Consider the following 21,624-nt stretch of genomic DNA (forward strand, 5'->3'; position numbering starts at 1 on the left):
ATGCGCCAATGATCACGCTTGGCCTGGATACGGCGACCAGCGCCTGCGCCGTCGCCCTGTGGGATGCGGCGACAGGCACCTGCCTGGCCGTGCGCGCCGAACAGATGCAGCGCGGCCTGGCCGAACGGCTGGTTCCCATGGTCGAGGAGGTGCTGGCCGCAGCCGGGATCGGCTTCGGCGCCATCGGCCGCATCGGGGTGACGGTCGGGCCGGGCACCTTCACGGGGCTGCGCGTCGGGCTGGCCGCCGCCCGCGGCTTCGCCCTGGCCGCCGGCTGTCCGCTGGTGGGAGTGACGACGCTGGAAGCCGCCGCCGCAGGGCTGGACCCCGCCACCCGCGCCGGTCACACGCTGCTGGCCGCCATCGAAAGCCGGCGCGACGACCTGTTCGTGCAGCCCTTCACGGCGGCACTGGTCCCGCTGGGCGAGCCGGCCGACGTGCTGCCCGCCGACCTGCCGGCCCACGCCGCCGCCACGCTGCCGCCGGGGCCGCTGCTGATCGTGGGGGATGCCGCGGCGCGCGCGGCCCAGGCGCTGGGGGTCTGGACGGGCCCCGTCGGCGTGCTGGAAACCACGGGTGCGGCAGAGGCGCTGGCCACCGCCCGCATTGCGGCAGCGGCGGGGCCGGCCGATATCGCACGGCGTGCGGCCGATCCGTTCTATCTGCGCCCGCCCGACGTCACCCTTCCCCGGCCGCGCTGACCGCCATGACGGGGGAACGGCAGACGGGGGAACGGGAAATCCTGCCGGCGGGGCCGGTACATGCGGGTGTGCTGGCCGCCCTGCATGCCCTGGCCTTCCGCGATCCCGCACCAAGCGGCCCCGCCTGGGACGAGGCCGCCTTCGCCAATCTGCTGGCCATGCCGGGCGTGGAAGGCTGGATTCTGACCGAAGGGGGGGCGCCGCGCGCCCTGGCACTGTGGCGAATGGTGCTGGACGAGGCGGAGTTGCTGACCATCGGCACCGACCCCGCCGCGCGTGGCCACGGGCTGGGCCGTGCCCTGCTGGCCCAAGGGTTGCACAGCCTGACGGCGCGCGGCGTGGCAAAGATTTTCCTGGAAGTCGCCGTCATCAATACAGCGGCCATCGCGCTCTATGCTTCGGCAGGTTTTATCGAGGCCGGCCGGCGGCGCGGCTATTACCAGCATGGCGGCCAATCAATTGACGCGCTGATCATGATGCTGGAACCGCCGCCGCCCTGAACGGTCAGGGCTTGCGCACCTTCAAACGCTGGATGCCGTCGGGGATTTCAGGATTCTCCGGTTGAAGATCGCCGACCAGATAGCCGTGTTCACGCAGGCTGGCCGGGACATTGCGGCTGGGCTCCCCAAAATTCATTCTCACTTCAAGCCCTTGACCGGGCAACAATCGTTCCACGACAAGTTTCGTTCTGACGAATGTCATTGGGCAGACAAGTGCCGTGATGTCGAGAAACTGATCTGGAATGTTTTCCACGTCGAACGATTCCTTTGCCTTCGTGCCAAATCGATATTGCAAGAGGGGGAAAGAGGACTTATATGACCATCGAGATTCTCGCCCGGAGCAATGATACATGACGAACGCATCATCCTCGCCCGAACTTTTGTCTCTGACGACGGAAATCGTCGCTGCTCATGTTTCCAACAATACAGTCACCATCAATGATCTTCCTGCGCTGATCGAACAGGTCTACCGCACTTTGTCCAATGTCGGCGCCGAGCCGGTGGTACAGAGCGAGAAGCCGCAGCCGGCCGTCGCCATCAAGAAGTCGGTGACCCCGGAATACATCGTCTGCCTGGAAGACGGCAAGAAGTTGAAGATGTTGAAGCGCCATCTGAAGACGGCCTACAACATGTCGCCGGAGGAATACCGGGAGCGCTGGGGCCTGCCGCCCGACTATCCGATGGTTGCACCCAACTATGCCAAGCAGCGTTCGCGCCTGGCCAAGCAGATCGGCCTTGGCACCCGCGCCCGCCGCGGCGAGGACGAGTAAGCACCAGACGCCCTTCGGGGGTGCATCGGTTCGGGGGCGGCCGCAGGGCCGCCCCCTTTCCATGTCGGCATGCGCCGTAGCCGGGGGGGCGGGGGCGGGCAACCCCTGTGATTTGCGCATGGCACCGGCGCGTACCTACCCGCAAACCCGCGAAGGTCTTTGAAATTTGCGGGGCGGGGCCATGAAACTTTCGTGATCGGGCCACCGATTGTGACACAGTGGGTTGACCGGTTGACGGCGCTTTGTGTTATGCCAATACACGAGGTTGGAGACCGGCCCGGTCCCGGCCGGATAACGCCAGCGACCCAGAATATGTGAGAGCATGGCTGACATCATTGCCACCGATGCCCTGATTTCCGGTGAATTGCGCGCCGGCAATCTGGAAGTCCGGCTCGCGGAAAGCGCGGCCGAGGTCACGGCCGCCCAGCGCCTGCGCTATCGCGTCTTCTATGAGGAGATGGAGGCACGGCCGACGGCGGAGATGGCTGCCCAGCGGCGCGACTTCGACATGTTCGACAGCATCTGCGACCATCTGCTGGTGATCGACCATAGCCTGGGCGGCGGTGCGGCCGGCGTGGTGGGCACCTACCGCCTGATCCGGCGGGCCACGGCGGCCCGCATGGGGTCGTTCTATTCCTCCGATGAATACGACATCTCCCGGATCGAGGAATATCCGGGCGAGGTGCTGGAACTGGGCCGCTCCTGCGTGGATTTGGCCTATCGCAGCCGCGGGACCATGCAGTTGCTGTGGCGGGGCATTGCCGCCTATGCCGCGCATTACGACATCAAGCTGATGTTCGGCTGCGCCAGCCTGCCCGGCACGGACCCCAAGGCGCTCGCCCTGCCGCTCTCCTATCTCTACTACCACCATCTGGCCCCGCCTGCCCTGCGCCCCGTGGCCCTGCCGCACCGCTATGTGGAAATGGCGATGATGGCGGAGCATGAGATCGACCCCCGCCGCGGCATCAATGAGGTGCCGCCCCTGATCAAGGGGTATCTGCGGCTGGGTGGCTTCGTGGGCGAAGGGGCCGTGGTAGACCATCAGTTCAACACGACCGATGTGTCGATCGTCGTGAAGACCGACCTGATCACCGACAAATACCTGCGCCATTATGAGCGCCGGGGCAGCGCGCTGCTGTAAGGCGGCGCGCCTTCGCGACGGGCGGTGGGGAATGGAGATCGGCTCGACGCTGTTGGGAATTTTCAGGCTGGCGGCCTATGCCACCGTGACCCTGTGCGGCATTCCCGTCCAGATTTTGCTGCTGCGCCTGTCGCCCCACCGGGCCGCGGCGGCCTTTCCGCGTTTCTACCATCGCATCTGCTGCCGCATCATGGGCCTGCAGGTGGAGGTGAAGGGCACGCCGGCCACCGACCGGCCGGTCCTGTTCATTGCCAACCATTCCTCCTATCTCGACATTCCCGTCCTGGGGTCCATCCTGCCGGCCAGTTTCATCGCCAAGGTGGATGTCGATGGCTGGCCCGTCTTCGGCCTGCTGGCCCGTCTGCAGCGCACCGTCTTTGTCGATCGCACGGCCCGGCACAAGGCGGATGAACAGCGCGACACGATCCAGGGCCGGCTGCTGGCCGGTGACCATCTGATCCTGTTTCCGGAAGGCACCAGCAGCGACGGCAACCGCACCCTGCCCTTCAAGACGGCGCTGTTCGCCGTCGCATCGACCCGCATCCAGGATCGGCCCCTGACCGTGCAGCCTGTCAGCGTCACAGCCACCCATCTGGACGGCATCCCGCTGGGCCATGCCTGGCGGCAGCTTTACGCCTGGTATGGCGACATGGAACTGCCCCCGCACCTGTGGCGCATGATGCGGGCCGGGCGCCTGCGCATCCTGGTGGAGTTCCACCCGCCGCAATCGCTGGACAGCGTCGGCAGCCGCAAGGCGCTGGCCGACATCTGCTGGAAATCGGTGGCCGCGGGCGTGGACCGGGCCGTCACGGGCCGGGCGGCCTGACCGTATATTTTCTGCCCCTCACGCCGACGCCGACATCCGTCGGCCTGGGCTTCATGCAGCACGTGCCGCGCGGGCGCTCAACGCGCCAATCAGGTTGCGATGAGTTCAACTCACCGCAACCTGGTATCAACCTTCGCGCCGGCGGCGCAGCAGCACGTAATAGGCCCCGCCCCCGCCATGCTGCGGCTGGGCCTGGTGGATGGACAGGACCAGCCGCCCGACATCACCTTCCCGCAGCCAGCGCGGGACCGACAGCCGCAGCACCCCTTCGCCGCGCGGCATCTGCCCCTTGCCCGTGATCACCAGCACGTTGCGGCGGCCGGCCGCATGGCTGCGCCGGATGAAGCCCAGAAGCGTGTCATGCGCCTCGCTCTGGGTCAGGCCGTGCAGGTCGATACGGCCGTCGATCCCCAGGCGGCCCCGGCGCAGCTTGTCGTCGGTGCGCTTGTCCACACCGGCCACGCGGCCCAACGGCGACGGGGCCAGGTTCACATCGACCCGCACCTTCTCCCGCACCGGCATGCCACGCAAAAGCTCGGCCAGCTTTTCCGCTGCCACCGTGCCGGGACGAGTGGGCGGGGACACGGGGGCCGCTGCCGCCGGCGGCGCGGATGATGGGGCCGGCACCGGGACGGGCTTCGGCTTGGGCGCGCTGCGCCGGCGCCCGGCCAGGGGCGTGGCATCGCGCATCACGGTGCGCCACAGATCCAGTTCGGCAGGCGTGGGCAGCTTTGGCTTGCGATCAGACATGACACCCCCTGGCGCCGCATCCATGCGCGTGATCACAGGCGGAAGGGCGGGGGGCGGGATGCAATCCGGGCGGCCTTGGTCTCTAAGGGATGAGGGAGAATATGGCGGGCGACCCCCGTATAGCGGGAGATAAGCCGCCATTCCCCCAACGGCAATGCCGATCCACCCAGCGCGCAGCCGGTATTCTCGACGCGCAGGCTCAGGCTGGCCGGTCCGGCGGCAACCGCCCCCCCACCATGCGCCATTTCTCATCGAACTGCCGGGCGATTTCGCCCAGCGTGACCTGGCCCAGCCGCGCCAGAAGGGTGGTCCGTGCCTCTGCCAGGGCCGCGCCCATCGTCTCGTTGACGGCCTGCTCCACCAGGCAGGCCGGATTGTCCGCCGAGGGCCCGATGGCGAAAAGCTGCGGTTCGCCCAGCGCGCGATAGATATCCAGCAGCGTGATCGCCGACAGCGGCCGGGCCAGCGCCCAGCCGCCGCCATGCCCCTTTTCCGACGTCACCAGCCCCTGATCGCGCAGCCCGGCCATGGTCCGCCGGACCACGACGGGATTGGTGTTCAGCATGCTGGCCAGGATGTCGGAGGTCGCGGCCCCGTCCAGCCGATCCATATGGATCAGCGCATGCAGCATGCGGGAAAGGCGGCTGTCGGTTCGCATGCCCCGTTCTAACCCTTTCCTTCTTTCGTAACAAGAGTAGTTGCAAAATAAGGGGGGTGCAGCCATCATGTAACTTATGAAGATTCAAGATATGGGGATATCCATGCTCTACGACGTGATCGTCATCGGCGGCAGCTTCGCGGGCCAGTCGGCGGCCATGCAACTGGTCCGGGCCCGGCGCCGGGTGGCGCTGGTGGATGCCGGCCGGCCGCGCAACCGGTTTGCGGCCACGGCCCACGGGTTTCTGGGCCAGGATGGCGTGCCGCCCGCCCGTATCATGGCCCAGGCCCGCGCCCAATTGACGGCCTATCCCACCCTGGATTGGGTCGACGGATCGGCGGAGATCGCGACGGGCGGCCGGGGCCGGTTCACGGTCGCGCTGGGGGACGGACGGACCCTGACGGGCCGGCGCCTGATCCTGGCCACCGGCGTGCGCGATGAATTGCCTTCCCTGCCCGGCCTGGCCGAGCGCTGGGGCCACAGCGTGCTGCATTGTCCCTATTGCCACGGGTACGAGATCGGCGGCCGGCCGATGGGCGTGCTGGCCACACAGCCCGGCGCCGACATGAAGGCGCTGCTGATCGCCGACTGGGGCCCGTCGGTGTTGTTCACGCAGGAGGCGATGCTGGTGGCGCCCGATATGACAGCGCGGCTGGCCGCCCGGGGGGTGACGCTGGTGGAGGAACCGGTGGTCGAGCTGCTGGGTGCCGCCCCCGCACTGGAGGCCGCCCGCCTGCGCGACGGCAGCACCGTGCCGGTATCCGCGCTGTTCGTGGGGCCGCGGACCCATATGGCCAGCCCCCTGGCGTCACAGTTGGGCTGCACCTTCACCGAGGGTCACAGCGGCCCCTATCTGACCGTCGATGATTGGGGGGCGACCAGCGTCCCCGGGGTCTATGCCGCGGGCGACGCCATCATGGCCATGCACAATGCCACCCTGGCGGCGGCTTCCGGTGTACGGGCCGGGGCGGGCACGCACCAGTCGATGCTGATGGATTGATCAGGCCGTCCGGCCGGCCTGCACGGCCGGCAGGCGGCAACGGATGATGGCACCGGACTGGCCGTCGCTGCTGATCTCCACGCTGCCGCCATGCAGTTCGATGAAGCTTTTCACCAGCGACAGGCCCAGGCCGGCACCGGCCGGGCCACCCTGGCCGGTCGTGCCCCGCTCGAACCGCTCGAAGACGCGCTGATGTTCATCGCTGGCGATGCCCACGCCCGTATCGGCGACGGACAGCACGATCTCCTCCCCCACCCTGGCGGCGGAAAGGGTGATGCGTCCGCCGGGGGGCGTGAACTTGATGGCGTTGCTGACCAGGTTGAACAGGGCCTGTTTCAACCGCTTCTCGTCCCCTTCCATGGCGCCGATCTGGTCGGGCATGTCGACGCGCAGGTCCAGGCTCTGCTTGCGGGCCCAGTCGCGGGTCAGGCCGGCGACGGAATGCAGAAGCTGGGCGATATCCACCCTGTCATGTTCCAGCACCATGAACCCGGCCTCGATCGTGGCCAGGTCCAGGATGTCGTTGACCAGCGACAGAAGCCGCCGGCTGGCCTCCAGAACGCCCTTGGCATATTCCTGCTGGCGGGCGTTCAGCGGTCCGAAATACTGGTTATGCAGTATCTCGGCAAAACCCATGATGGCGTTCAGCGGGGTGCGGAGCTGGTAGGACACGTTGGCGATGAACTCCGCCTTCAGCCGGTCGGCGGCCTCCAGCGCCTCGTTGCTGGCGCGCAGGGCCATTTCCACCCGGTCGCTGTCCGTCACGTCCAGACAGGAGAACAGCACGGCCCCGTCGGGCAGCGGCACCACGGCATAGCGCAGGACCGACCCGTCGGCACGGCGCAGGATGCCGGCATCGGCACGGCGCTGCAGCAGGTGGCCGACCAGCTTCTCCCGCTCGCGGTCCCAGTCGCCCCCTTCGTCCAGCAGCGGACGGACGATATCGACCAGCCGGGCCAGATGCGGTTCCCCCCGCGTCAGCCCGTCATTCAGGGACCAGACGCGCAGGAAGGCGGGGTTGTACAGCTTCAGCCTTCCGTCACCGCCGAACACGGCCACGCCCTCGGCCAGATTGTCCAGCGTCTCCTGCTGCACGGCCATCAGTGTGTTGTAGGAGGATTCCAGCGCCAGCGTATGGGTCACATCCTCGGCCACGAACATCAGCCCGCCGAACGGATGCGGCACCGACAATGACCGCAGCGTCCGCCCATCGGGCAGGTGCAGCAACTGCTCCATCGGTTCGATCAGCGAGGTGAACAGCGCCAGTTGCTGCTTCTTCCAGCGTGGGAAATCCGCTTCCTCCGTCAGCTTGCGCCGGGCGCGCAGATCCTCCAGCACCTCGCCATAGGTTGGTTCGTCGGCCAGCCAGCCCGTATCCATGTCCCACAGCCTCGCATAGGCATGGTTGTGGAACTTGATGCGCATGTCCGGGCCATAGATGGCGATGGCCGACCCCAACTGGTGCAGCACCTCGGCATGCGCGTCGATATGGCGGGCCAGTTCATCGCGCAGGGAACGTTCAATGGTCCGGTCGATGGCCAACCCGGCCAGACCGCCGGACGGCAGCGGCGTTTCCGTGAACTGGAACAGGCGGCGGTCGCCATCCACGACCAGGAACCGTTCCTCCTCCTGCGCCGCACCCGCCGCCAGGGCACGCTGCGCCAGGTCGCGCGGGCTGCCCAGCAGGCCGCCGGGCAGTTCCGCGCCCTGGGTCAGCACCTGGTCCGGCGTGCTGTCCAGAAGCCTTGCATAGGCCCGGTTGCACCAGTCGATCTCCAGCGCGGGCGTGCGCCGCCACAGCGGCAGCGGCAGGTCGGCCAGAAGCGCGCGCAGCCGTTCCAGCTCCACCGCCTGCGCCTGCGCCGTTTCCACCCGCCGGACCTGTTCCAGCCCTTCCGGGGTGATGTCACGCAGCCAGAGAAGATGCAGGAAGGCGCCGTCCGGCCCCTCCCCACGCCGGCCGCTGGCCTGGAAGAATCGCGATCCGTCGGCCAGCCGCACATTGATGCGGAATGGCTTGCCGCTGTCGGTCAGGTGGCGGAAGGACCCGTGCAAGGCGGCCGCGTCGCTGGGGGCCAGCGCCTGTTCGACATCATCCAGGCGCCGCACCTGTTCCACGCCCAGCAGGGCGGCGAAACCCGGTGCAACCGACAAATCCCCCGCAGCGCCCAGCGCCAGCCAGGGTTCCGGCACGCCATCGGCCAGTGCCGTCAGGCGGGCCATCTCGACCCTGGCCTCGATCAGGTCCAGTTCCCGGCCCCGCGCCCAGGTCAGCAGCCGGATCATCAGGGCCGCCACGGTCAGCAGCAGGGCCAGCGCCAGCAGGGCAAGCACGGGGGATTGCGCTTCCCACAGGGGGCGCAGCATCCAGCCGATTCCGGCCAACCCCACCAGGGCGGCACCGGCAACGGCGACAAGATGGACAACAGCCGGCTTCACGGGCGGCAGTTTAGAAGGGGGATTCCTTGAAAAGCAAGGCCCGGCCAGCCACCCAAAAGAAAACCCCCGCCGGTCGCTGCCGGCGGGGGTCTGTCACCTTGCCCGGAACGGGGATAAGGATCAATAACGGTAGTGATCCGGCTTGAACGGACCCTGGACCGGCACGGCGATGTAGTCGGCCTGGGCCTGGGACAGGACGGTCAGCTTGGCGCCGATCTTGTCCAGGTGCAGACGGGCCACCTTCTCATCCAGGTGCTTGGGCAGCACATAGACCTTGTTCTCGTACTTGGCATGGTTCTGCCACAGCTCGATCTGGGCCAGCACCTGGTTGGTGAAGCTGGCGGACATCACGAAGCTGGGGTGGCCGGTGGCGCAGCCCAGGTTGACCAGGCGGCCCTTGGCCAGCACGATCAGGCGCTTGCCGTCGGGGAACACCACCTCGTCGACCTGCGGCTTCACCTCGTCCCAGACATAGTTCGACAGGGCGGCGATCTGAATCTCGCTGTCGAAATGGCCGATGTTGCAGACGATGGCGCGGTCCTTCATGGCGCGCATATGGTCCAGCGTGATCACATCGACATTGCCGGTGCAGGTCACGAAGATGTCGCCGTGCGGGGCGGCGTCTTCCATGGTGACGACCTGATAGCCTTCCATGGCGGCCTGGAGCGCGTTGATCGGATCGATCTCCGTCACCAGCACGCGCGCACCCTGAGTGCGGAGCGAAGCGGCGGAGCCCTTGCCCACATCGCCATAGCCGGCGACGACGGCAACCTTGCCGGCGATCATCACGTCGGTGGCGCGCTTGATGCCGTCCACCAGCGATTCGCGGCAGCCATACAGGTTGTCGAACTTCGACTTGGTGACGCTGTCATTCACATTGATGGCGGGGACCTTCAGGGTGCCGGCCTTCACCATCTCGTACAGGCGATGCACGCCGGTCGTGGTCTCTTCCGACAGGCCCTTCACCTCGGCCAGCATTTCCGGATACTTGTCGTGCATGATCTGGGTGACGTCGCCGCCATCATCCAGGATCATGTTCGGCACCCAGCCGTCCGGCCCGTGCAGCGTCTGCTCGATGCACCACCAGAATTCCTCTTCCGTCTCACCCTTCCAGGCGAAGACGGGGATGCCGGCGGCGGCGATGGCGGCGGCGGCCTGATCCTGGGTGGAGAAGATGTTGCAGGACGACCAGCGGACGGTGGCGCCCAGCGCCGTCAGCGTCTCGATCAGCACGGCGGTCTGGATCGTCATGTGCAGGCAGCCGACGATGCGCGCACCGGCCAGCGGCTTGGACGCGCCATATTCGGCGCGCAGCGCCATCAGGCCGGGCATCTCGGTCTCGGCGATGGTGATTTCCTTGCGGCCCCAGCCGGCCAGCGAGATGTCGGCGACCTTGTAGTCGGTGAAGGCGGTCATGTTGGCTCCCTGTCGCGCGGCAGGCGCGGGTCGTGGGTTTGATAAACAGCACAAGCGGCGGTCCGATCCGGCCGCCGCGTCTGGTGCAGCATGTATCAGGCGGAGCGGTCGCAGGCAAGCATAAAGATATCTTTATGTGTGCATCTGTGCCCATGCCGGATCATGCTCCCGATCGCGTTCCCCCGCGACCTTTTGACGCCTGCCATGTGCAGGAGGCGGATTGCCACCCCGGACAGGCTGCCCGACTATCGTATGCGGCGGCGGGGGCTGAAGGCGGGGTGGGACAGGCAATGGAATCGGGTGATGACGATGCGGGCAATGGCCGGCCGGCGGTGACGACAGAGGGCCAGACGGACGAACAGCGCCGTCAGGCCAGGCAGGCCGAGCGTATCCGTGACCTGGAACGGCTGATGCGCGGGGCCGCCGCCTTTTCACGCCGCGGGACGGAATAGGGGGAGTTCCGGCGCGCCACGGATCAGCGCGCCGTATCATCCGGCGCCAGGAACCCCCTGGTCACCTTCACGGCTTCCGCCAGCCCGACCTTGCGCACCTCCACCCCCTCGGGGAAGGCACCCAGCAGGCGGGATGGCATCATCGGGTCCAGCAGCACGAACACGCCCTGGTCATCCGCGCGTCGCACCAGACGGCCGAAGGCCTGGCGCAGGCGCAGGCGGGTGATCATGTCGTCGAACCCTTTGCGCCCCGCCACCTTGTCGAAATAGTTGCGTCGCGCCTTGTGCAATATGTCGGGCCGGGGCCAGGGCACGCGGTCGAACACGATCAGGCGCAGGGAACGGCCCGGCACATCCACCCCGTCGCGTACCGCATCGGTACCCAGCAGGCAGGCATCCTCCTCGCCGCGGAAGATATCCACCAGGGTGGGCACATCCATGCCGTCCAGATGCTGGGCCAGAAGCGGGATGCCCGCTTCCTCCAGTGGTTCGGCGATGCGTTCATGCACGCCGCGCAGCCGCTGGATGGCCGTGAAAAGGCCCAGCCCGCCGCCGCCCGCCGCCAGGAACAGTTCGCGATAGGCCGAGGCCACCTGCCCCAGATCATCCTTGCGCACATCGTTCACGATCAGCACGCGGGTCTGACTGGCATAATCGAAGGGGCTGGGCACGGCGGCGCGCAACGCCGCCCCGCCCATATGCACCGTGCCGGTGCGCAGGTGTGCGGCCCGCCAGTCCTGCTCCACATCGCCCGTGCCATCGGTCAGCGTGGCGCTGGTCAGCACCAGCCCGTGGGCCGCCGTGCCCACCGTGTCGGCAAACGGGATGGTCGGATCGACCCAATGGCGATACATGCCCGTGTCGAAGTCGCGGCCGTCGATCCGCTCGATCCCGAACCAGTCCACGAACTTGCGCGGTGTCTCGTCCTTCAGGCTTTGCAGCATCAGCCGCCAGCCCGTCACCTCGTTCTGGGCGCGGCGTTTCAGGGCGCGTGCGATGCTGTCCATGCGGCGGCGCGTCTCGGCCTCAAGCTCGTCCGCCTCCTCCTCCAGCATCTCCTTCAGCCGGTCGGCCAGCTTCTCCAGCGGCATGGCCAGCTTCAACAGGGCGGCATCCAGATCCAGGGCCAGGTCAACCAGCCCTTCCGCCACGGGCCTGCACTCGGTCTCCAGGCTGTAGGGATTGTCCACGCCCGGGGCGCGGGCCAGCACCTGCGCCCGCACGCCGGCCAGGAACGCCTCCAGCGGGCCCTTCACCTCCCCGCCATGGATGCGCTGCGCCCAGGCCTCCCCCGGCAGGATCTGGGCCGCCTGCCTGATCTCCTGCAACTGTTCCAGCGCGACCTTGTCGCCCCCGACCAGATCCTCCACCCGCCGCTGCAGGCCGCGGGCCCGGCTGCGGCCCGACACCTCCGCGCCCAGCAGCCAGCGGCGCAGCTCCGCCGCCTCCGCCGCCGTCAGATGGCCGGCAAAAGCGCTGTCGGCAGCATCGAAGACGTGGTGCCCCTCGTCGAAGACATAGCGGGTGGGGATATAGGCATCGTCCCCGCCGCCCAGGGCCGCCTGCACCATGACCAGGGCATGGTTGGCCACCACGATGTCGGCCTTGCGCGCGCGGCGGACCGATTTCTCGATGAAGCAGCGGGTATAGTGGGAACAGGCATTGTAGACGCATTCCCCCCGGCGGTCGGCCAGGCCCAGCGTGCGGCCCTTGCCCAGCACATCGACCAGCCAGCCGGGGAAATCCCCGCCCGCCATGTCGCCGTCGCGCGTGGCCGCGGCCCAGCGTGCCATCAGCCCGATGGCGGTGGCATAGGCCGGCTGGGTATGGGCGATGTTGGCCGCTTCCTCCAGGTTCAGCAGGCACAGGTAGTTTTCCCGCCCCTTGCGGACCACGACGCGCCGTGCCTTCACCGACGGGTCGGGATGCAGCCGGTCCAGTTCCTTGTCGATCTGCTGCTGAAGCTGGCGGGTATAGGTGGAAATCCAGACGGGACCGTTGTTCTTCTCCGCCCACAGGGTGGCCGGGGCCAGATAGCCCAGCGTCTTGCCCACACCCGTGCCGGCCTCCGCCAGCACGATATTGGGCACGCCCTGCTCGTCACGCGGGGTAAACGCGGTGGAAACGGCGCTGGCATAGTCGGCCTGCTGCGGCCGGGGTTCCACCCCGTGTCCGCTGCCGACCAGTTCGGCCAGCCGCCAGCGCGCTTCCGCCGGTTCAACGGGCACATGGCCGGGCGGCGGCTCGGGCGCCTCGGCCTGCCATTCCTTCAGGTGGTTCCACACCATCGGCCCGCGACGGGCACGCCCGTCGCCCGGCCCGTGCGGCAGGCCCAGCGCGGCCATCACCGATGGCGTCCACGGCCAGCCGGCCTGTCCCATGAACCAGCCGATGCCGGCCGGGTCGGACCGTTCATGCGGCTGCCGCCCGCGCCCCGCCCCGTCTTCCGGCTGGTTGTTGCCGGCCAGTTCGGACAGAAGCGCGCGGGCGCTGTCGATCAGGGACAGGGCTTCGGCCTCCGGATCGCCGGGTGCAGGCAGGCCCAGCGCATCCGCCAGCCCCTTGGGCGTGGGCAGGCAGAACCGGGCCGGCCGGACAAAGGCATACAGTTCCAGCAGGTCGAACGGGTCGGCCATCCGGTCGGTCCGCAGCCGGCGGCCCACGGCACGGGCGTGCGCCAGGATCACGTTCTGGTGCCGCAGACGCCAGGCCGCCTCGTCATGGGGCAGCAGGTCAACCTCCCCGTCCGGCGTCACCCAGGTGACGCCACGGGCCCCCACCACGATGGCGGGCGCATCGGGCAGCAGCAGGCTCGGCGGTGCCGTGCGCAGGGCCCCGGCCGCATCGGGCACCGTGGCGGCACCCGGCCGGCGGAAGGGAACGATCTCGCTCATGGCGGCGGAGTATAGGCGAAGCCGGGCCGCTTGCATCAACAAAACAGGAACATCACCCCTTCACCCGGCCGCCGGCACCGGTCCGGGAGAGGCAGGAAGCGATCAGCGCGCCGGCACCTGGTCCAGCATCCGGTCCAGCGCCTGGGCCACGGCTTCCATGCCGGGCGGGGTCACATGATAGGCGACGGCCCCGGTCGGCGCGGGATAGCCCGTCATCCAGGGGTCGGCCGCGCAGGCATCGTGCCCCAGGGAAAGCTCCGACGCCTTCAGCAGCAGGGCGCCGGCATCGCTGGCCGCGGCCTCGGTGATGGCGGCCAGCCGGGCCGCCACGGCACGCGCGGCCTCGGCCTGTTCGCGCGTCAGCGGCGTGCCGTCGCACAGGTCGCGCGGCGGCAGCACGACGGGATAATCGACAAAGACCAACAGGGCATCGGGCGCCCGCGCCCGCACGGCGGCGGCCACATCGGCCATGGCCCGCGGCAGGGCATCGAAGGCGCCGGCCCCCGGATCAGCCGCCGGCCGGCACCGGCCGGTGGGATCACCCAGCCGCGCCGCCAGTTGGGCACAGGACAGGGACATGAGGTTGCCGATATAGCCCAGATCATTGCCGCCGATGGTCACAGTGACCAGCCTTGTGTCGGCATCCACCGCCTCGACCTGCGGCGGCAGTTCCCGCCACCCCGTCAGCACCGCCGCCGTGGTGGCGCCGGAACAGGTGACATCCACCAGCGAAAGCCCCCGGCGGGCCGCCAGCAGATGGGCGTAATTGCGCGAGGAACGGCCGCAACGGACCGGGGCATCGGGCACATAGGGCAGAAGACCGGGACCGGCCGCGAATGAACTGCCCATGGCGACATATTTGGCACCCGCCGGCAAGGCGGGGCGCCGCTGGGCGGAGGCATCGGTTGACAGGGCGGCCGCCAGGCAAAGGGCGAAAAGCCCCCCCAGCAGAACAGGAAGAAACGGCAGGCGCATGCAGGGATCCTGAACAGTGGAGACCGGACAGCCACGATATCGGGCTGTCCGGTCTCCGTCTTTCCACCATCCGGTATAATCAGTGTGACAAACACACCTCAAGCGATGCGAAGCCTACCACCCAAAGATTACCACTTTGCCATCAGGCCGCGCGGATACCGGTCAGGAACTGTTCCACCTGGCTTTTCAGCACATCGGCCTGTTCGCCGAGGTCGCGGGCCGCACCCAGGACCTGGGTGGCCGAAGCCCCCGTCTCTCCCGCCGCCTGCGTGACATGGGCGATGTTGCTGGACACTTCCCGCGTCCCGACCGCCGCCTGCTGCACATTGCGGCTGATTTCCAGCGTCGTGGCGTTCTGCTGTTCCACCGCGGCGGAGATGTTCGCCATCGCCTCGTTGATCTGGCCGATGGTGCCCGTGATGGATTGGATGGCCCCGACCGCCTGATCGGTGACGCTCTGCATGCCCTGGATCTGCTGGCCGATTTCCTCCGTCGCCTTGGCCGTCTGGTTGGCCAGGGACTTCACCTCGCTGGCCACGACGGCGAAGCCCTTGCCGGCTTCGCCGGCGCGTGCCGCCTCGATGGTCGCGTTCAAGGCCAGCAGGTTGGTCTGGCTGGCGATCTCGCTGATCAACTGCACCACCGTGCCGATCCGGTGCGCGGCCTCGGCCAGGGTCTGCACCGTCTCGTTGGTGCGGCCGGCCTGCTCGGTGGCCTGATCGGCGATCCGGGTCGAATGCACCACCTGGCGGGAGATTTCCTGGATGGAACTGGCCATCTCTTCCGCCGCGGAGGCCACGGTCTGGACATTGGCAGCCGTCTGATCGGCAGCACTGGCCGACGCCGTCGCCTGGGTCCGGGTCTGCTCGGCAATCGCCGTCATGCCCTGCGCCGTAGCGTCAAGCTGCCCCGTGGCGCTGGCCACACTGCCCAGGACGGAGGAAACGTCGCTGTCGAACCGGGCGATCAGTCCTTCGATGGCGGCGGCGCGGCGGGTCTTGGCCTCCTGCTCGCGGGCCTGCTCGCCGGCCAGTTCATCAGCCCGGACGGCGTTCTGCCGGAACACTTCCAGCGCGCGGGCCATGCCCCCGATCTCGTCCTTGCGATGCAGCCCGGCGATCCGGATCGACTTGTCGCCACCAGCCAGCAGGCCCATCTGGTCCGTCATGGCCTTGATGGGACGGGCAATGGCCCCGGCCAGGGCCAGCCCCGCAGCCACGGCGATCAGCAGGGAAGCCACGGCACCGGCCATTGTGGCAGTATTGGCCATGGCGAAGGCGTTCTCCAGCCCTTCGCGCCGGCTTTCCAGCAGGTCGCGCTCGATATCCTGGATGGCCTGCACGTCGGCGCGGATCTGATCCATCCGGTCCTTGCCGGTTCCGGCCGCCACATCGGCCAGGATGTCGTCACGCCGGGCCGGATCCTGGAAACCCGTGATCTGCGGTTCGGCCATGTCCCGGTTCCAGGCATCCGATGCCTGCTTCACCGCGCGCAGCCGTTCCCGCTGGGCCGGGTTGTCGGCCACCAGTTCCATGGCCTGGTTGTACCCCTGCTCGAACGCCCGCTGGCCCTCGTAATAGGGGTCCAGGAAGGCCTTGTCGCCCGTCAGCAGAAAGCCACGCAGGCCCGTTTCCTGATCGACCTTTGCCGTGGCCAGCAGCCGGACCGTGCGCATCACCTCATAGGTGTGGACGGTCTCTGCATTTCCGTTCTCGATGAAGAGCAACTGGGTGCGGTTGATGGTGCCGACGACCAGCGACGTCAGGACAAGCGCGCCGAAGGCAATCAGCAATTTGCGGACGATCGACAGGTTCCGCAGCTTCTCAATCATACTCGTCTCCTTCCTGCCACACAGGGGCCGGCTTGGGCGAAAAGGCAAGTTTCCCCGTTTCCAGAATGAATATCATTCATGGACGAGTATTAGCGCGATTTCGGGCGGATCTTTCTTGACGAAGAAAGATAAAAATTTAGATAATCACCACAGATCAGGGTTCGCTGACCTAAATCAATTCAACTTTCTCCTGTCTTCACCTGCCGATTTGCCTCGTCGGTATCATTTCTTTTGTCTAATTTAGAATTATACCGATGATGAAGGGCTTCAACCCGTCGAAGTGTCGGGCCAACTGTAACTTTCAGGGTAGGGCACACCCTACCCCGAAAGGCATAACACCAGTGAGGATGACAGATCTTTCACCGGTCAGGCCGATGCGGCGCAGGCGCGCAGAACCCCACGGCCCCGCAGACGGCGGTCAGGGATGCGGTGGCGATTTTGCGAAAGGAGGCCCCGGATCAGCGCAGCGTCTTGAAACGCTCCGTCGCCTGGACCAGCGCCGTGCGCACGCCGGGTTCCATCGCGCTGTGACCGGCGTCCGGCACGATGATGTAATCGGCTTCCGGCCAGGCGCGATGCAGTTCATCGGCCGTGCGGATGGGACAGACGATATCGTACCGGCCCTGAATGATGACCGCCGGCACATGGCGGATGTTGCGCACGTCGCGCAGCAGCCTGTCTTCCGGGTCCAGGCCGTTATTGCGGAAGAAATGCGCCTCGATCCGGGCCAGCCCCAGCGCGTGGTTGTCCTCCCCGGAGGCGGAAATAAGCTCCGGGCTGGGCATCAGGGTCGAACAGGCCCCCTCATACATGCTCCAGACCCGTGCGGCCGGCATGTGGACGGACCGGTCGGGATGGGTCAGCCGCTTCCAGTAGGCTTCAAGCAGGTCGCCGCGTTCCTCTTCGGGGATGTAGCTGTTGAAATGGTGCCACGCCTCAGGAAATATCTGCTTCATCCCGTAAAGGAACCAGTCGATCTCCGACCGGCGCATCAGGAAGATGCCGCGCAGGATCAGCCCGACCACCCGGTCCGGATGCGCCTGGGCATAGGCGATGGACAAGGTGGAGCCCCAGGAACCGCCGAACACCATCCAGCGGTCGATCCCCAGAAGCGCCCGCAGCAATTCCAGGTCCGCGACAAGATGCGGAATATCATTGTTGCGCAGGTCGCCCAGCGGCGTGGACCGGCCCGCCCCGCGCTGGTCCAGGATGATGATCCGGTAGAAGGCGGGATCGAAGAAACGGCGATGGGTGGGCGAGGCCCCGGCCCCCGGCCCGCCATGCAGGAACAGGACGGGAAGCCCGTTCGGGTTTCCGCACTGCTCCCAATACAGGGTATGGACGTCATCGACCTTCAGCCGGCCGGTCTGATAGGGATCAAGGGGGGAGAACAGGTCGCCGCGGGGCATGGATGCTTCCAATTTGTTTATTGCGACCGATTGTAGGCAAGCGGCCGGCGCAACGCAAACCGTCCGGGGTGGCAAAGCTGCGGAACCGGATCGGGGCGTATGATGTCCGCCATCATGGATACCGACCCCCGACCGCCCTATCCCCGCATCGACGATGGCAGCCTGGCCGCGCTGATCGTCGAATTCTATGCTGCCGCGCGGCTGGACCCGCTGCTGGGGCCCGTCTTCCAAGCCATGGTGGGGGAGGATGACGCCCATTGGGCCGCCCATCTGCGCCGCGTGCATGATTTCTGGTCATCGGTGACCATGGGCACCGGCCGCTATGGCGGCCGGCCGATGCAGGTCCATGCCGGCATCCCCGGATTGGCACCCGCCCATTTCGAACGCTGGCTGGACCTGTTCACGCAAACCGCGGACAGGCTGTTCATCCCCCCGGCCGCCGCCTTTCTGCGCGACAAGGCAGAGCGCATGGCCCAGGCCCTGCAGCAGGGCATCGCCATGGCGCGGGCGGCCGGCTGATACCGTTTCCCGGTTGGGTGTATACTCACCGGGAGCGGGTACAGGCCATCCCGTTGCGCTTCCACCGCCCCTTGCGCCCCGGCGCATCCGGTATCATCTTGGCACCCATGACCTGCCCGCCGCCCGCCCCGCACGAAAAGCCGCCGCCCCGCCCGCGCGGGCGGCTGGGGCTTTGGTCGGACCGGGTCAAGGCCGCCCTGCTGCTGGTCATGCTGGCCATGGCCGGGGGGCTGGCCGGCCTTGGCGGGTCGGGCACGGATGCGGAGCGGCTGCGTGAGGGGCTGTCGGCCGGCGGGCCCAGCCTCCGCCCCTCTCCGCTGCCCGACATGCCGGCGCTGGTCACGGCACCCGCACCGGACCGGCAATCGGCCGGCACGGATGGTGGTGGCGACGGTGATGCACCGCCCCGGGCGCTGGCCGCCGCGGAACAGGCGTTTCCGGCGCCCTGCATACGGCCCGTCATCCTGGCCCGGGCCGAGGTGCCGGTGCGCGCACCGGCCCGCGCGGGCCATGACACGCGCATGACGACGGGCCCGCCCCGGCGGCTTTCCCTCTGATCCGTTTTCACCTCCCCTGAAAAGATCTCCGGCACGCGGGTGGCCGGCCGTGCGTGATGCGCACCGGCCGCCGCTTTCGGCGTGCCCCGTTGGAAAGTCCGACCCATGAAGAAATCCCTGATCTTTTACGCCGTCGCCCTGGCCGCCGCCGGCGGCCTGATGACCGCCAGCCGCCAGTGGGGCGGCTTCATGCTGCTGGCAACCTTCATCTTCTGGTTCCTGCATTCCGTATTTGCCAGCACCGGCAACACAGGACGGGAGGTGTGACACCAGCCCCATGACCGGTGTCTGTGGAGGGGGCGGGCCGGCTGGCATGTCCCCTCAGGGCTTCACCCTTGCCGGCCTGATATCAAAGAGGTATCCGTGCCCCCATGGATGGGAATGGCCTGCCCGGAAGCGGGAGGCGGGATCAAGGGGAAGAAGCGGCACATGGGCACGACCCGGAGGATGTCCCGCCAGGACACGCGCACCTTGGGCCTGGCGGCCCTGGGGGGTGCCCTGGAATTCTACGACTTCATCATCTTCGTCTATTTCGCGACGGTCATCGGCCAGCTTTTCTTCCCGCCCGAACTGCCGGACTGGATGAAGCAGATCCAGACCTTCGGGGTGTTCGCGGCCGGGTATCTGGCCCGGCCGCTGGGCGGCATCATCATGGCGCATTTCGGCGACCGGCTGGGCCGCAAGCGCATGTTCACCCTGTCCATCCTGATGATGGCCATATCGACGCTGGGCATGGGCCTGCTGCCCACCTATGCCGATATCGGGCTGATGGCACCCGTGGCGCTGCTGTTCCTGCGCCTGTGCCAGGGGGCCGCCATCGGCGGGGAGGTGCCGGGGGCCTGGGTCTTCGTGTCCGAGCATGTGCCGCCCGACCGGGTGGGCCTGGCCTGCGGCTTCGTGACCTGCGGCCTGACCGTGGGCATCCTGCTGGGCTCCCTGGCCGCCACAGGCCTGAACCTGCTTTTCACGGAGGCGGAGATTCTGGAGCGGGCCTGGCGCCTGCCCTTCCTGCTGGGCGGGGTCTTCGGGCTGGTGGCCGTCTATCTGCGCCGCTGGCTGGAGGAGACACCCGTCTTCAAGGCGTTGCAGCAGCGCAAGGCCCTGTCCGACGAACTGCCGTTGCGCGTCGTGATCCGCGAGCATGGCCAGGGGGTGGCCATTTCGATGGCCCTCACGGGCCTGTTGTCGGCCGGCATCATCGTGCTGATCCTGATGACGCCGTCCATTCTGCAGAAATTCTACGGGTTCGACGCGGCGACGGCCCTGCAGGCCAACAGCCTGGCGACGCTGTTCCTGTCCTTCGGCTGCATCCTGGCGGGCTGGACGGTGGACCGGCTGGGGTCCGCCCGCTTCTTCACCCTATTCAGCCCGCTGCTGGGCATCATGGCCCTGGTCATGTTCCTGGTGCTGCGGACCGAGCCGTCCTGGCTTTATCCCCTCTCGGCGCTGGTCGGCCTGTCGGTCGGGGTGATCGGGGCCGTGCCGCACGCCATGGTGCGTGCCTTTCCGGCCTCCGTGCGCTTCAGCGGGCTTTCCGCCTCCTACAATCTGGCCTATGCCGTGTTCGGCGGCATGACGCCCATCGCCGTCACCATGATGCTGCAGGCCAGTGTGCTGGCCCCGGCCTATTACGTGCTGCTGTTCAGCGCGGTCGGCGTGGGGGTGGGGCTGTACCTGCGGAAAAGCCGCCGGTACGACGATTGATGTCATGGCCGGGGCCGTCAGGCCGCCGGCAGGGCCACATGGATGCGGGTGCCCGGACCCGCCATATCCCTTTGCGCCCACAGCCGCCCACCATGCCGGGCCGCCAGCAACGCGGCCAGATAGATCCCCAGGCCGAGCCCGCCGACACTGGCCGTCAGCGGGTCCCCCCCGCGCAGGAAGGGCTTTCCGATGCCGGCCAGCACTTCGGCCGGCAGTCCCGGTCCGTCATCCGCGACGGTCAGCAGGACGGAACCCTGATCGTTGCGCGCGCCTTCGATGCGCACATGGCTGCGGTCGGGTGTGTGGCTGACGGCATTGTCCAGCAGCGCGAACAGGATCTGCTGCAGGGCCAGCGGATCGGCGCGCACCAGCAGGTCCGCCGGCACCTGGTTCTCCACCGACGTGCAATGCTGCTGCGCCCGAACCCGCGCCTGGCCGGCCACGCGCGCTACCTCCTCCCGCAGGTTCAGGGGTTCGGGCGCCAGTGACTGCCCCGCTTCGGCCTCCGCGCAGGCGACGATGCCTTCCACCAGGTCCAGCAGATTGTAACCGGCCTGTGCGATCTCCGCCGCATAGTCGCGCACCTTGTCCGGCGGCATGGGCAGCGACGGGTCGCGCATCATGTCGGCAAAGCCGATGACGGCATTCAGCGGCGTGCGCAGCTCATGGCTGACGGACGAGAGGAACTGGCTCTTGGCGCGTTCCAGGGCCCGGCTTTCCAACCCGCTTTGCCGCAGCGCGTCGGCCGCCGCCTCGCGGGCGCGCAGCACCTCGGCACTGCGGTCGGCCAGATCACGCACCAGCCGGCGGACCAGCAGGAACAGGATCATGCCCGTCACGGCGACATAGAACAGCCCCTTGCCCGTCTGGAACGCGGTCAGCCCCGTCGTGTCCCCGAACATGGCTTCCGCCACGCGGTCGGAAAACACGATCCATGCGGTGGACAGCACGACGAAGACGAGCGCAACGCGGAACGCCGCGCGGTTGGGCGCCGAAGCCAGCCAGCGTAACGTGTCCATGGTGCCTCCCCGCGTCAGGGGCCCGATCCGTCCGGATCAAGCATAAGGCACAATGCTTTGTGG

The 21,624-nt window shown here is 67.7% G+C and carries 21 protein-coding genes; 11 read left to right on the forward strand and 10 right to left on the reverse strand.

All coding sequences use genetic code 11. The features are described from left to right. Window positions 1–8: 8 nt before the first annotated feature. Both tsaB and ABC728_RS14065 read left to right on the forward strand, forming a co-directional pair. Entirely contained in the window at window positions 9–701 is a 693-nt protein-coding gene (gene tsaB / locus ABC728_RS14060) for a tRNA (adenosine(37)-N6)-threonylcarbamoyltransferase complex dimerization subunit type 1 TsaB (RefSeq protein ID WP_416618966.1), read from the forward strand. 5 nt (window positions 702–706) lie between these two features. Beyond that, a complete protein-coding gene (locus ABC728_RS14065) occupies window positions 707–1,201 on the forward strand; it encodes a GNAT family N-acetyltransferase (RefSeq protein WP_416618967.1) in 495 nt (164 codons plus the stop codon). A 4-nt stretch (window positions 1,202–1,205) separates the two neighbouring features. On the opposite strand, the gene ABC728_RS14070 is transcribed toward ABC728_RS14065, so the two are convergent. Next, entirely contained in the window at window positions 1,206–1,454 is a 249-nt protein-coding gene (locus tag ABC728_RS14070) for a sulfurtransferase TusA family protein (protein WP_416618968.1), read from the reverse strand. A 97-nt stretch (window positions 1,455–1,551) separates the two neighbouring features. Between ABC728_RS14070 and ABC728_RS14075 the strand changes: the two genes are divergently transcribed. The 3 genes from ABC728_RS14075 to ABC728_RS14085 all read left to right on the forward strand — a co-directional run bounded on the left by ABC728_RS14075 (window position 1,552) and on the right by ABC728_RS14085 (window position 3,938). Then, complete coding sequence (locus tag ABC728_RS14075) at window positions 1,552–1,971, forward strand: MucR family transcriptional regulator (protein WP_416618969.1); 420 nt, start codon at window positions 1,552–1,554, stop codon at window positions 1,969–1,971. Between the two features lie 322 nt (window positions 1,972–2,293). Beyond that, window positions 2,294–3,112 carry a GNAT family N-acetyltransferase gene (locus ABC728_RS14080; RefSeq protein WP_416618970.1) on the forward strand — a complete coding sequence of 273 codons (819 nt, stop codon included), beginning with the start codon at window positions 2,294–2,296 and terminating at the stop codon, window positions 3,110–3,112. Between the two features lie 31 nt (window positions 3,113–3,143). Next, the gene (locus ABC728_RS14085) at window positions 3,144–3,938 is read left to right on the forward strand and encodes a lysophospholipid acyltransferase family protein (RefSeq protein ID WP_416618971.1); all 795 of its coding nucleotides are present in this window, start codon (window positions 3,144–3,146) and stop codon (window positions 3,936–3,938) included. Window positions 3,939–4,064: 126 nt separating this feature from the next. On the opposite strand, the gene ABC728_RS14090 is transcribed toward ABC728_RS14085, so the two are convergent. Continuing rightward, the gene (locus tag ABC728_RS14090; RefSeq protein ID WP_416618972.1) at window positions 4,065–4,688 is read right to left on the reverse strand and encodes a Smr/MutS family protein; all 624 of its coding nucleotides are present in this window, start codon (window positions 4,686–4,688) and stop codon (window positions 4,065–4,067) included. A gap of 199 nt (window positions 4,689–4,887) precedes the next feature. Beyond that, entirely contained in the window at window positions 4,888–5,346 is a 459-nt protein-coding gene (locus ABC728_RS14095) for an Rrf2 family transcriptional regulator (protein WP_416618973.1), read from the reverse strand. A 103-nt stretch (window positions 5,347–5,449) separates the two neighbouring features. On the opposite strand from ABC728_RS14095, the gene ABC728_RS14100 reads away from it, so the two are divergent. Beyond that, the gene (locus ABC728_RS14100) at window positions 5,450–6,346 is read left to right on the forward strand and encodes an NAD(P)/FAD-dependent oxidoreductase (protein ID WP_416618974.1); all 897 of its coding nucleotides are present in this window, start codon (window positions 5,450–5,452) and stop codon (window positions 6,344–6,346) included. Here the strand turns inward: ABC728_RS14100 and ABC728_RS14105 are convergent, their stop codons facing one another. Together ABC728_RS14105 and ahcY are read right to left on the reverse strand one after the other, a co-directional pair. Beyond that, window positions 6,347–8,785, reverse strand: coding sequence for a PAS domain-containing sensor histidine kinase (locus tag ABC728_RS14105; RefSeq protein ID WP_416618975.1), 2,439 nt, complete (start codon window positions 8,783–8,785; stop codon window positions 6,347–6,349). Between the two features lie 120 nt (window positions 8,786–8,905). Then, complete coding sequence (ahcY, locus tag ABC728_RS14110) at window positions 8,906–10,201, reverse strand: adenosylhomocysteinase (protein ID WP_416618976.1); 1,296 nt, start codon at window positions 10,199–10,201, stop codon at window positions 8,906–8,908. Window positions 10,202–10,491: 290 nt separating this feature from the next. Between ahcY and ABC728_RS14115 the strand changes: the two genes are divergently transcribed. After that, complete coding sequence (locus ABC728_RS14115) at window positions 10,492–10,653, forward strand: hypothetical protein (protein ID WP_416618977.1); 162 nt, start codon at window positions 10,492–10,494, stop codon at window positions 10,651–10,653. A 23-nt stretch (window positions 10,654–10,676) separates the two neighbouring features. Here ABC728_RS14115 and ABC728_RS14120 read toward each other — a convergent pair whose 3' ends face one another. From ABC728_RS14120 to pip, 4 genes are all read right to left on the reverse strand, one after another. Beyond that, complete coding sequence (locus tag ABC728_RS14120; protein WP_416618978.1) at window positions 10,677–13,547, reverse strand: ATP-dependent DNA helicase; 2,871 nt, start codon at window positions 13,545–13,547, stop codon at window positions 10,677–10,679. Between the two features lie 102 nt (window positions 13,548–13,649). After that, entirely contained in the window at window positions 13,650–14,522 is an 873-nt protein-coding gene (locus ABC728_RS14125; RefSeq protein ID WP_416618979.1) for an SGNH/GDSL hydrolase family protein, read from the reverse strand. A 142-nt stretch (window positions 14,523–14,664) separates the two neighbouring features. Further along, window positions 14,665–16,353: a methyl-accepting chemotaxis protein gene (locus ABC728_RS14130; RefSeq protein ID WP_416618980.1), complete on the reverse strand. Its 1,689-nt coding sequence runs from the start codon at window positions 16,351–16,353 to the stop codon at window positions 14,665–14,667. A 458-nt stretch (window positions 16,354–16,811) separates the two neighbouring features. Continuing rightward, complete coding sequence (pip, locus tag ABC728_RS14135) at window positions 16,812–17,762, reverse strand: prolyl aminopeptidase (RefSeq protein ID WP_416618981.1); 951 nt, start codon at window positions 17,760–17,762, stop codon at window positions 16,812–16,814. Between the two features lie 99 nt (window positions 17,763–17,861). On the opposite strand from pip, the gene ABC728_RS14140 reads away from it, so the two are divergent. From ABC728_RS14140 to ABC728_RS14155, 4 genes are all read left to right on the forward strand, one after another. Next, entirely contained in the window at window positions 17,862–18,281 is a 420-nt protein-coding gene (locus tag ABC728_RS14140; protein WP_416618982.1) for a group III truncated hemoglobin, read from the forward strand. Between the two features lie 98 nt (window positions 18,282–18,379). Continuing rightward, window positions 18,380–18,838 (forward strand): hypothetical protein, encoded by a 459-nt coding sequence (locus ABC728_RS14145; protein ID WP_416618983.1) that lies wholly within the window; start codon window positions 18,380–18,382, stop codon window positions 18,836–18,838. A gap of 105 nt (window positions 18,839–18,943) precedes the next feature. Next, window positions 18,944–19,105 (forward strand): hypothetical protein, encoded by a 162-nt coding sequence (locus ABC728_RS14150; protein ID WP_416618984.1) that lies wholly within the window; start codon window positions 18,944–18,946, stop codon window positions 19,103–19,105. Window positions 19,106–19,285: 180 nt separating this feature from the next. Then, window positions 19,286–20,542 (forward strand): MFS transporter, encoded by a 1,257-nt coding sequence (locus ABC728_RS14155; RefSeq protein ID WP_416618985.1) that lies wholly within the window; start codon window positions 19,286–19,288, stop codon window positions 20,540–20,542. A 17-nt stretch (window positions 20,543–20,559) separates the two neighbouring features. On the opposite strand, the gene ABC728_RS14160 is transcribed toward ABC728_RS14155, so the two are convergent. Beyond that, window positions 20,560–21,561, reverse strand: coding sequence for a sensor histidine kinase (locus tag ABC728_RS14160; protein WP_416618986.1), 1,002 nt, complete (start codon window positions 21,559–21,561; stop codon window positions 20,560–20,562). Window positions 21,562–21,624: the final 63 nt, after the last annotated feature.

This window comes from Niveispirillum fermenti (assembly GCF_052474395.1).